Genomic DNA, 11,218 nt, shown 5'->3' with positions numbered 1-11,218 from the left:
TTCCCGGAGTTCACGTCATTCAGGACCACCAGGTCCCGGTTCACCCGGAAGACATACGACGGCGAGGCACTCGCCTTGGGCACGTCAACGTTCTTGTCATCACCATCATTGACACAGTCCCGCACATACTTGTTAGCCCCGGACCACGCCGCATGCACACACCCGCCCAACTGGACCGGGGCAGCCGGCACGCCCTCGCCGTCGAACGCCACCGCCTTCGCCGTGGATCCGTCCAGGGGCTGCTTCAGCAACGCCTTCCGCGTGGCGATGGCCACGAAACCGCTGGCAGGGCCGCCCTGCTGCAGCTTCGCCTCCCGCGCATTCTCCAACTGGAGCCGCTTCCCGCCGGGCAGGAACAACTTCCCGGCCGCCGCATCCAAAAGCACCGGCTTGTCCCCCACCACCGTGATCTGCAGATCCCCCGAACCCTTCAGCTCGGCCCAGGTCTCCGACTCCGAGGCCGTCACCTCGCCGTTGGCGTCAACAGCCGTCACCGTCACCGCGCCGGACTTGGGGTCCGCCGAGTAAATCCGGTCATCATCCCCGACCGCCGAGACAATGCCCTCCGAACCCACCATCACGGGCTCCGACGCTTCCTCGTCAAAACCATTAACAGTGGACGGAGACACAGCCCACACCTTGCCCGACGCCGCATCCGTCACGGAAATAACCTCCGAGCCGAAGCTCACGTCCGCCGATCCCGGCAACTGCTTATCCCCGCCCAGCCGCATGTTCGCCGGCGACACCTGGTTCAGTGTTGACCCGGTCTCATCATCGACGAACACATCCCCCGCATCCTGCAGGATGTCGAACGTCGTCGAAGCGGGCGTCACCGCCCCATCAAGAACGCGGGAGGGGTAGTTAAGCCGGCCCACCGCATTCTTCGACTTCGAGACCACCCACACCCCGCCGTCGTTCAACTCCACCTCGGTGGTCTTGAACCCCGGATACAGCACGGCACCGGTGACCAGGACAGCGACGACGGCACTGAAGGCAGTGCCCGTGACGAGTTTTTTGTGGCGTCTTTTCAGCCCAAGCTTCCCCAGCAGAGTTGTCACAGCTTTACTTTTCCCCTGAAATTTGTGGCGGCCCCCAGGCCAGCCCGTCCAAAGACCCGGTATAGGGCTCTCTGTTCCCGGGTTAGCCTACCGAAGCAGGACGGCGGCCGCGATGGGGAGCGCTCCCCCGCCGTGCCACCTGTGGCGCTGCCCGTTACTTCTAGCATTGCGGGATTCCATGTCCCTCAGGCTCACCCAAGGTGGTGTTGCCGACCTGGACGGTGCGGCCAACGTAGCGCCCATCAGGATGCGAACTGATGCGGTACCACTTGTAGGTGCCCCGGGCGTCGGGGACGGTCCGCCACATAAAGCAGTTGACGGTGAAGGTTGGGCCGGAGCCGTAGATCCAGGGATAGCCGCTGACCACACCATCGCAGGTGTGTTCCGCGCCCGTCGGCGACCGCCACGAGGTCTGGCCTGAGGCAGGCGCATCAGTACACGTCCGGTAGCCAACGATTGAGTTGCCCCACTCCGTCTTGGCCGGCCCGGACCTGGCGGTCGCCTCGGCGACGCCTCCGCCGTTCCCTATGGAATTCACGGTCTGCACCTGGATCGAGTGGGGCTCGTCGAAGCCGCCGGTGTTCACTGTCCGGCTTCCCGAAGCCGCCACCCTTTCCCAGCCCCGGCCGTCAATGTTGATCTGCGTGTAGGCGACATCGTTGGTGGCCGTGGACGGCGAGGTCCAGCTGAAGCTCAGCGACTTCTGGTTTTGCCCGCCGTTCTGCCCTGTCGCAGAGGGTGTGCCGGGTGCGCCGTGCGGCGTGGTGGTGGCGGCCGTGCTGGCGTCTGAACTCGGTGCCACACTTGAGTTGGCCACCACCGTGATGGACGTGGGCGTACCGTTCGTGAAGCCACCCACGGTTTGCCCGGGCCTGATGGGACCGGTTTGCCCGGTGCTGGCGTTGTAGCTGTAGCTGACCTCGCCATACGCCGACCCGTTGCGTTCGGCCGCCGTTAGTTCCTTGAAGTTGATGGTCACCTGTCGCCCAGCGCCGCCGGTGTCTGCCGCGGCGGCCGTCACTCCGGAGACCTGGCCCAGCTTGCCGGTGGCGCGCCGGGGTGCCGAAGCGGGACTGACGGCGCCCTTGCCGGCCTTGTTTTCCGCCTGGACGGTGAAGGTGTATTCGGCTTCGGAATTGTTGGCCGTGAAGTTGGCCGTGCGTACCGTGCCCGGGATGGCCTGGGTCTGCGGCGCGCCGCCGCCGCCGCTCATGGTGACGTAGTAGTTTCTGATCGCGTCACCGTTGGTGTCGGGTTCGGTCCAGTTCACGCGCAGTTGGTTGGTGCTCCCCACAGCAGACGCCACGGCGGAGGTCGGTGCCGCGGGCGCAGCGGGCACGCCGGCAGGGTTGTCTTCGGAGGAGTAGATGCCCCAGTCGGACGGGCCCAGCTCGTTGACCGCCTGGGCGCGCACCTTGTAGCGGACGCCGTTCGTCAGGCCAGGCCAGGTGTAGGTCAGGCCCGTGACCCCGTTTTTCACGGCGATGCCGCTGGCCGGCGGTGGCGAGATCTCCAGGTTGTAGCTCTTGACGGCCGAACCCTCGCTCCTGGCAGGGGGCCAGTCGATCACCATGTTCTTGTCGCCGGCTTTGACCGTGGGCGCCTCCGGCGGGGACGGCTTTTCGTCGGGCCGGATCTCGTTGGACTGCGCAGACGCCTGGGAGTCGCCCACCTCATTCGTGGCGGTCACAGTGAAGACGTACTTCACGTCGTTGGTCAGACCGCTCAAAGTGCACGTGGTGGTGGCGCACTGTTGTTCAAATCCGGTGTTGGAGCGCACGGTGTAGCCGGTGATGGTGGCGCCGTTGTCTGACGGCGGCGCCCATTTGAGCACAGCCGTCCGGCTGCGCACGTCCGTGGCGGTGGGGGCCGAGGGCGGGTCCGGCTTATCCCGGACGGTGATGCGCACCCGGCCGTCAGCATGGCGGGAAGGGTCATCGGTCTTGTCCGAAATGACGTAACGGAGCACCATGACGCCTTTGAATCCCTCTGCGGGAGTCACCGTGAGCGAGTCCCCGGCGACCACCGGCTGCCCTGTTGCGGACCCCGTTTCCACCGCCACTGAAACGATTTCCAGCGGGGTGTCGGCAAAGGGGTTGAAATCATTGGCGAGGACGTTGATGGTCTCGGCCCGGCCCGCGTTGGCCTTCTCGATGACGTCTTCCCCGGCTGTGGGAAGGGGCCGGTTGGAGGCGACTACCGTGGCTGTTACCGAGGCCTTGACCGGTTCGGATCGGCCGTCGGTGACCTTCAGCGGGATGTTTCCCTTCCGGCCGGCAGGCGAGCCTGCCGCAGCACTGACCTTGAGTGTCTGCCCCTCGAGGGAGGCAGTGAAGCCTTCCGGCATGGTCCCGTCAAACTCAAATTTGAGCTTCTCCTGGTCCCCGGCATCCACGTCCCTGGCCAGGGTGCCCAGTTCAAGGGCAGCAGTTTCGGCCTTCGGCACGTCAAGGTCGGTTCCACTGAAGGTGGGCTCGTGGTTCGCGGCCGGGTCCGGAATGACCCGAGTGATGATGGTCAGGGTGGATTTCAGGCCCTGCGGATCTTCCGGACCGGACCCGTCTGTCACTTCGAACGTCACTGAGCCGGGGCCGACGTAGTCTTTGAGCGCCGCATAGCGCAGGGCGTCACCGTTTCCGGCGATGACGCCCTGGGTGTCAGCGCCCTGGACCTGAACCTTGTCTGCCTGCGTAATGTGGGGAGAGCGGCCCTCCCGGACCCGCACGTATTCGCTCAGGGCGAAGGTGATTTCCTTGCCGGCCATCACTTCCACAACGTCGGTCCTGGCCAGGCTGGGGTGCTGTTCACCCTGACCGGGCACCCAGATGACAGCAGTGGCGCTCTGGCCGTCCACGTCGGTGACAGTGTATGGAACCAGCTGGTCCCCCGCGGCAAGGCCGACCACAACGTTGCCGTCGCCGCCGACGCGGGCGTTCGGGTTGCCGTCCGGCAGGCTGACCTTGAGTTCGGCGGCCACGCCGTCGGGGTCTGAATCGTTCTTCAGCACCGGCACGTCGACAGCGGACTTGCCCAGCGTCTCGGCGGGGGTGATCACATCGTCCTTCGCCACCGGCGCCTTCAGCGTGGCGTCGGGAGAGATGCTGACCCGGATCACTGCACTGCCCTGGGCTTTTTTGTCATCCTGGATCTTGTAGCTGACGTTCTCATTGCCCGCGTTGCCGGGCGCAGTAAGCAGCACCCTGCCGTCAGCGGTTTCGACACCGAGTTCCGGCCGGGCTTCAAACGCGTTACTGACGAGCCCGATCGGGTCACCGTCCGGGTCAGAGTCGTTGCTGAGCGCGTCAACGGCGATCTTGCGTCCGGGACGGACATCCACGGAATCGTCCACTGCGATGGGTCTCTGGTTGTTGGCCTCGGGCGGCGCGATGCCCGCAATGACCGTGCCGGTGTTCTCGGCGCCGATTCTGTCCCTGACCCGGTAGGTGAAGGTATCGGTGCCGGCCGCCGTGCCCGTGGCGGTGAATTCGAGGTAGCCGTCCCTGGCCACGGCGGTTCCCATGGCGGGGGCTTTGTCCACCCCGATGAGCTGCACGGAGTCGCCGTCGGAGTCGATGCCGTCCAGCGGGACGGGGATCCGAACCACCATTCCAGACACCACGCGGGCGGTGAGGTTCTTCGGCTCGGGACGGGTGTTCCGCTCGTCGTCCCGGGCGCGGATGCGGATGGTGACCTGCTGCGAATCCGACTGGCCGGATTCATTGGTGACTTTGTAGATTGCGTAGACGGTCTTGGGCACGTCTCCGGCGATAAAACGCAACGTGCCCCCGGCGTGGAACATCCGTCCGTCGGTGTCGTCGGGCTTCTGCGCCAGTTCGGGCTCAAGCGTGAGTTTCCCGCCGTTGGGGTCGGAGTCGTTCGCGAGGACCGGGATGGTCACCACGTCGCCCACCCGGACGGACACTTCGTCGGGTTTCGCCTGGGGGGCCTGGAGCTTGGCCGGGGCGGGCACCACCAGCACTGCGATGTCGCCACTGGCCGAGGCCAAGCCGTTCGAGATTGTGTATTTGACGTTGAGCTGGCCTTGCGCCCGGATGTCGGTGATCCGGATGACCGCGTGGTCCAGCACTGAAACGCTGACCGGCAACCCGTCGGTAGCTGTGACGGACTGGACTACCAGGACCCCGCCGGACGGGTCCGAGTCATTGCCCAGGACGTCCACCAGCACAGTTCCGCCGCTTGGCAGCAGGGCTGTGTCGCGCACCGCGACGGGGGCGCCGTCACCGTCGCCGGACACCACGTCCACCCGGACCAGCTGCTGGGCGCTGGCCGGCCCGTTGGTTACCAGGTACGTGACGTAGTGCGGTCCCTGGGCCGCGGAGTTGAACGTAAAGGTCTGCTGGTCCGCCCGCAGGGTTGCTGTGGCGTTGCCGTCCGGGGTGACCTGGGCCAGGCGGAGGGCGCCGCCCTGGGGGTCGGAGTCGTTTTTCAGGGGTGCTATCACCGCGTCGACGCCTGCGACGGCCACCACGTGATCCGCGTTGGCGATCGGGGGCAGGGCACCGGAGGCGCGGACGTCTACCGTGACCTTGCCTTCCGTTGTGGACTGGCCGTCGGAAACGGTCAGGGTGACCACCTTGCGGCCGGGCTCCGTTCCGGCGTCCTGGAAGGTCAGCAGGCCGTCCGGTCGGACCTTGACCTGGTCGCGGGGATCGCTGCCCGCAGCGCTGACCACGTACAGATCGTCGCCGTCCGGATCCATCCAGTCAGGAAGCACATTCTGGCTGACGATCTTGCCCGCCTGCACAACGAGCGTAGTGTTGCGGTTCGGCTTCTGCCGCGGGGCGGAGTTCTCCCCTGCCGGGATGATATTGAGCGTGACGTCGGAGGAGGCGGTGAGGCCCCGGCCATCGTCCACTGAGTATTTGAAGGTCTCGGAACCGGCTTTGTCCGCAGGGATGGCGACCTGGAAGCCGGTGGACCCGTAAATCGGGGCGAGAACGCCGGACTTAAGCTGATCAGGGGCGCGCACGGTGAGGATGTCGCCGTCCGGATCAGTGTCGTTGTCCAGGACGGGGAGCACAGCGGTCTTGCCGGCCCGGACCCCGAAAGTGTCCGGCTTGGCAACCGGAGCGCTGTTGGGCTTGGTGCGGTCCGGCAGCACCGTCTGCTGGACTTCGTCGGCGGAATCCTTGTCCGCGTCATCGGACGTTTCCTTGGGCGGGATGACGTCGTCCCAGTTGTTGACCAGCTGCATGTTCTGGTTCACCAGCCACACATTCCCGGAGTTCACGTCATTCAGGACCACCAGGTCCCGGTTCACCCGGAAGACATACGACGGCGAAGCACTCGCCTTGGGCACGTCAACGTTCTTGTCATCACCATCATTGACACAGTCCCGCACATACTTGTTAGCCCCGGACCACGCCGCATGCACACACCCGCCCAACTGGACCGGGGCAGCCGGCACGCCCTCGCCGTCGAACGCCACCGCCTTCGCCGTGGATCCGTCCAGGGGCTGCTTCAGCAACGCCTTCCGCGTGGCGATGGCCACGAAACCGCTGGCAGGGCCGCCCTGCTGCAGCTTCGCCTCCCGCGCATTCTCCAACTGGAGCCGCTTCCCGCCGGGCAGGAACAACTTCCCGGCCGCCGCATCCAAAAGCACCGGCTTGTCCCCCACCACCGTGATCTGCAGATCCCCCGAACCCTTCAGCTCGGCCCAGGTCTCCGACTCCGAGGCCGTCACCTCGCCGTTGGCGTCAACAGCCGTCACCGTCACCGCGCCGGACTTGGGGTCCGCCGAGTAAATCCGGTCATCATCCCCGACCGCCGAGACAATGCCCTCCGAACCCACCATCACGGGCTCCGACGCTTCCTCGTCAAAACCATTAACAGTGGACGGAGACACAGCCCACACCTTGCCCGACGCCGCATCCGTCACGGAAATAACCTCCGAGCCGAAGCTCACGTCCGCCGATCCCGGCAACTGCTTATCCCCGCCCAGCCGCATGTTCGCCGGCGACACCTGGTTCAGTGTTGACCCGGTCTCATCATCGACGAACACATCCCCCGCATCCTGCAGGATGTCGAACGTCGTCGAAGCGGGCGTCACAGCCCCATCAAGAACGCGGGAGGGGTAGTTAAGCCGGCCCACCGCATTCTTCGACTTCGAGACCACCCACACCCCGCCGTCGTTCAACTCCACCTCGGTGGTCTTGAACCCCGGATACAGCACCGCGCCAACCACCAGCACAATGAGCGCCAGCCCAAATGCGGTGCTGCCGAAAAGGCGGGAACGGAAGAGCCTGTGGCGGAACGCGGGTGCGGATACGGCGCCTTTTGCGCGTGCTTTCCCGCGAAGATTCATGGATCGGTTCCCCCAAGTAGACCCCGGCGACGGCCGGCTTCCGGCTTTAACAGCCGGGCAGAACAAATATAGCCCTATTGGCTAACAAATGGATAAACCTCCGGCCTTTCCCAGGCCTTAGTCCAGCACCAAGCCTTTGCCGAGCCCGCGGCTAAGCCGCACGGGGCGGATTTCGCCGAATCCGCGGACGTTTTCGGGCGGCTGCGGTTCCAGCACGAACCGTTCGTCGTGTTCCAGTGCCGAGGCGGTCATCGAGTCCACCAGCACCGTGCCGGGATCCGCGAGGGTGGTGAGGCGGGCGGCCAGGTTCACGGTGGGGCCATAGATGTCGCCGAGCCGGGACAGGATCCTTCCCCACACCATGGCCACCCGTGCTTCGGGAAGGATTTCGTCTTCCGTGAAGGCCTGGGCAAGAGCCAGGGAGATCTCGGCACCGGCGGCCGGGGTTTCGGCGATGTAGAGGACTTCGTCGCCCACGGTCTTCACCAGCCGGCCGCCGCCCACGGAGATGATCTCCGCGCACTTGTTCTCGAAGCGCTGGACCAGCCGGGCCAGGGTTTTTTCGTTCATGCGACGGGACAGGCTGGTATACGAAACAAGGTCCGCGAAGCCGACGGCGCGGGCCAGCGGAAGCGGGGCATCGTCCTCGTCGCCTTCCCGGCCCTCTTCGCTCGCCTGCAGGCCCGCTTCGGCCCGGACCGCGAGCCGCTGGACGCCTGCGTTGAGCTGGCGCCGCCAGGAGTAGACCAGCATTTCTTCCAGGGCGTCCACCAGTGCGGGAAGCTCATTGACCAGGCGCTTGCGGGCGACGGCATCGGTAACACCCTGCTCATGGACCATGTCCTCCACCAGGGCTTCGATCTGCCACACCACCATCCGGTCCGTCATCTGCCCGATGGAGCGGGTGACGGAGATGGCGGCTTCCTCGGTCAGTTTCCCCGAGCGGACCAGGTCCACCACGGTGGAGAGCGCGGCCTGGTCGCGTTCAGTGAACGCGACGTCCTCGTCGCCGAAGTTGGGGAAGCCGAGGGCACGCCACAGTTTGCGTGCGGACAGCAGGGACAGCCCGGCGCCGGCGGCGACTTCGCGGCGCCGGAGCTTGCGTTCGCCGCCCAGCAGCCTGGCCTCCAAAGCCTTCATGGCGAGCCGCTCGGCAGACATGGTGCCGGTGGCGGGGTGGGACTCCATCGCGGGCGGGGGTGTGGTGGAGTCCACGCGCTCCTGCTGGTCCTCATCGTTCATCCCGTCCACCTTCTCTCAATTCCCAGGGCAAAGCTCCGGCCGGATCGTCCATTGCTCCGCCGGCCTGGCTGTCATGTTCGTCGGGCAATTCCTCGATGGCATCAAGGATGAAATCCCGGAACGTGGCAACCTCCGGCACGTCCTGGAATGTCACCACGCCCTGGTACCCGGTTTCCAAGGATATATTCCCGGAACGCAACAGGCGCTGAAGTACCGATTCATGGACAGTCAGGTTGCGCACCGAAGCCAGGTTCACCTGCTGGTCCCGTCGCCGCAGGATGCCGGACCGGGCAACGAGCCGCCGGCTGGTGAGCGTGTACCTGGTGCCCTGCCACCGCAGCAGCCGGGGCAGGCAATAACCCAGCCAGACCCCCGCCACCGCCAAGGCAAACCCGGCCACCAGCCACGGCGTCCACCGGGGAGTCAGCGCGGGAATGAGCTTGGTCGCCTCCCCGCGGGTTGCCCAGGCGGAAGCGAACGCGGCAAGCGCCGGTGAAAATATAAAGGCCGCAGCTGCCCCGGCCAGCTTCCTCGGCTGCGGGCGGGTGGTGACAATCACCTGCTCGCCCGGAACGAGGTCTTTACGCATAACCGCCCTGGCCGGAACCCTCCGGGGAATGCCACGGACGCAAATGCACAACGTCGCCGGCCGTTACCACATGCTCCTTGGACTCGCGGTCCACCACCAGCAGTGAACCATACTCGTCGAGGCGGGTCGCGTGGCCGATAATTTCGTGGTCGCCCGGCAGCTGCGCCCGCACCTGCTTGCCCAGGGTGGTCAGGACGGCTTCCACCCGCTTGTGCAGCGAAGGGCCGCCGGACAGGCCTGCCGCCGGGTCGCCGTCGGCGTTGCAGAAGCCGCGGTAGAGCACGGCGAAGTGCAGAAGGTAGCTCTTCAGCAGCTCCGTACGGTCCGCAGTGCGCGGTGACTCCAGCACCACCGACGTGGCGGTGGGGACCGGGAGTTCGGCCGCCTGGAGGGTGACATTCAAACCGGTTCCCAGGATGACCGGGGGCGCGGAGCCGTCCACCATGGGGCCCAGCTGGGCCAGGATTCCCGCGATCTTCCTGCCGCGCACCAGGACGTCGTTGGGCCACTTCAACTCGGCAGGCAGGCCGGCCGTTTCCAGGAGGGTTTCCCGCAGCGCCAGGGCGCCGATGAGGGAAAGCCAGGAATAGCTCTGGGTGGGAAGCGGCCTTCCTTCGGCGTTGGCCGGCCGCAGAACGACGGAAACGGAGACGGAGCTCAGGGGCGGCGCTTCCCAGCGCCTGTCCAGGCGGCCGCGGGCCGCCGTCTGGTACTCCGCGGTCAGCACTGACATGTCCGGCCAGGCCGAAGGCTCCACCGTGACAGAGCGAAGGAGATCGGCGTTGGTGGAGCCGGTGGAGTTAACAACGTCGAGCCGCGGGATGCCGGCCGCGGACAGAAAGTGCTGGTCCGCGAGGGCCCTCCGGTCCAGTGGCGTGCCGGGGGCATGTGCGTCATCCATAGCTAAACTCTACCGACCCGGCTTAGTCCTGGCAGCCCGGCGTGCCGGCCCGCGGGAACCGGAAGGACGACGGCGGAGGCCAGGGGAAGCGGAGGCTAGAGGAAAATGTCCGGCACCAGCTGGTCTTCGGGAGCGCCAAGGCTGTACGGCCGGAAGTCGGTGACCCCCGCTGCCGCGAGCACTTCCTCATCCGTGTAGAAGTTGCCGCTTGGCCGGCCGCCGTCCGTGAGGTTGGAGCCCGTAAGCACGGCATGGGCTGCGTCCGCCATGATCTCCGCACCCCGGGCGGCCTGGACGATCCTTTCCCCGTGCGGCATGTTCCTGATGGCCGCGGTATCAATGAGGGTGCGCGGCCAGAGCGAATTCACCCGGATTCCGTCAGCCTTCAGCTCCTCTGCAAGGCCGAGGGTTGTAAGGCTCATCCCGTACTTAGCCATGGTGTAGGCAAGGTGCTTTCCCGCCCAGCGGGGATCGAGGTTCAGTGGCGGGGAGAGCGTAAGGATGTGGCCCTGGTCGGAGGCCCGGAGCGCCGGGAGCGCCAGCTTGGACATCAGGAAGGTTCCGCGGACATTGATGTCCTGCATGAGGTCGTACTTTTTCATGTCCACGTCATCGGTCCGGGAAAGGTCGATGGCGGAAGCATTGTTGATGACGGCGTCGATGCCCCCGAACCGTTCCACTGCTGCCGCCACGGCGCCCGCGACGTCGTCGTCATTCCGGACGTCACCCACCAGGGGAAGCGCCTGTCCGCCCGCCTCCACCAGTTCCCGGGCAGCTGTGTGGACAGTCCCGGCCAGTTTTGGGTGCGGCTCCCCCGTCTTGGCCATCAGCACGATATTGGCGCCGTCCTGCGCCGCGCGCAGGGCGATTGCCAGGCCGATACCCCTGCTCCCGCCGGAGATGAGGATGGTCCTTCCCTTGAGTGAACCGGCAGCCTGGTAGGGTCCGCCGAGGGCACGCGAAGCGTCATTGCTCGAAGTCATGGCACCACTGTAACCCAACTAAGTTACCGGCAAGTAACATGGCGCTACTGCTGATGACGGCGCAGAAAATTGTAGGTTCCCTACAGCCGCAGCCGCCGTAAGCGTCACTAGACTTGCCAG

Annotated in this window: 5 protein-coding genes and 1 pseudogene; all 6 read right to left on the bottom strand. The window is 65.8% G+C overall.

Annotated elements, in window-relative coordinates:
- A pseudogene (locus tag ACQ3DC_RS07975) lies at positions 1–1,058 on the bottom strand (Ig-like domain-containing protein); the annotation flags it as partial.
- 160 nt (positions 1,059–1,218) lie between these two features.
- Entirely contained in the window at positions 1,219–7,383 is a 6,165-nt protein-coding gene (locus ACQ3DC_RS07970; protein WP_430751956.1) for an Ig-like domain-containing protein, read from the bottom strand.
- 117 nt (positions 7,384–7,500) lie between these two features.
- Positions 7,501–8,625: an adenylate/guanylate cyclase domain-containing protein gene (locus tag ACQ3DC_RS07965; protein ID WP_321215783.1), complete on the bottom strand. Its 1,125-nt coding sequence runs from the start codon at positions 8,623–8,625 to the stop codon at positions 7,501–7,503.
- A complete protein-coding gene (locus ACQ3DC_RS07960) occupies positions 8,615–9,214 on the bottom strand; it encodes a PH domain-containing protein (RefSeq protein ID WP_430751955.1) in 600 nt (199 codons plus the stop codon). The genes ACQ3DC_RS07965 and ACQ3DC_RS07960 overlap by 11 nt, the downstream gene beginning before the upstream one ends.
- Positions 9,207–10,115 carry a biotin--[acetyl-CoA-carboxylase] ligase gene (locus ACQ3DC_RS07955; protein WP_430751954.1) on the bottom strand — a complete coding sequence of 303 codons (909 nt, stop codon included), beginning with the start codon at positions 10,113–10,115 and terminating at the stop codon, positions 9,207–9,209. Before ACQ3DC_RS07955 ends, ACQ3DC_RS07960 begins: the two co-directional genes overlap by 8 nt.
- A 95-nt stretch (positions 10,116–10,210) precedes the next feature.
- Positions 10,211–11,098: an SDR family oxidoreductase gene (locus ACQ3DC_RS07950; RefSeq protein ID WP_430751953.1), complete on the bottom strand. Its 888-nt coding sequence runs from the start codon at positions 11,096–11,098 to the stop codon at positions 10,211–10,213.
- Positions 11,099–11,218: the final 120 nt, after the last annotated feature.

This window comes from Paenarthrobacter sp. NEAU-H11, assembly GCF_050573415.1.
Lineage (GTDB): Bacteria > Actinomycetota > Actinomycetes > Actinomycetales > Micrococcaceae > Arthrobacter.
This window is presented reverse-complemented; position numbering and strand designations above follow the sequence as displayed.

Coding starts and splice junctions, on each gene's coding strand:
- ACQ3DC_RS07970 (WP_430751956.1), bottom strand. CDS start 7,383: ATGAATCTTCGCGGGAAAGCACGCGCAAAAGGCGCCGTATCCGCACCC.
- ACQ3DC_RS07965 (WP_321215783.1), bottom strand. CDS start 8,625: ATGAACGATGAGGACCAGCAGGAGCGCGTGGACTCCACCACACCCCCG.
- ACQ3DC_RS07960 (WP_430751955.1), bottom strand. CDS start 9,214: ATGCGTAAAGACCTCGTTCCGGGCGAGCAGGTGATTGTCACCACCCGC.
- ACQ3DC_RS07955 (WP_430751954.1), bottom strand. CDS start 10,115: ATGGATGACGCACATGCCCCCGGCACGCCACTGGACCGGAGGGCCCTC.
- ACQ3DC_RS07950 (WP_430751953.1), bottom strand. CDS start 11,098: ATGACTTCGAGCAATGACGCTTCGCGTGCCCTCGGCGGACCCTACCAG.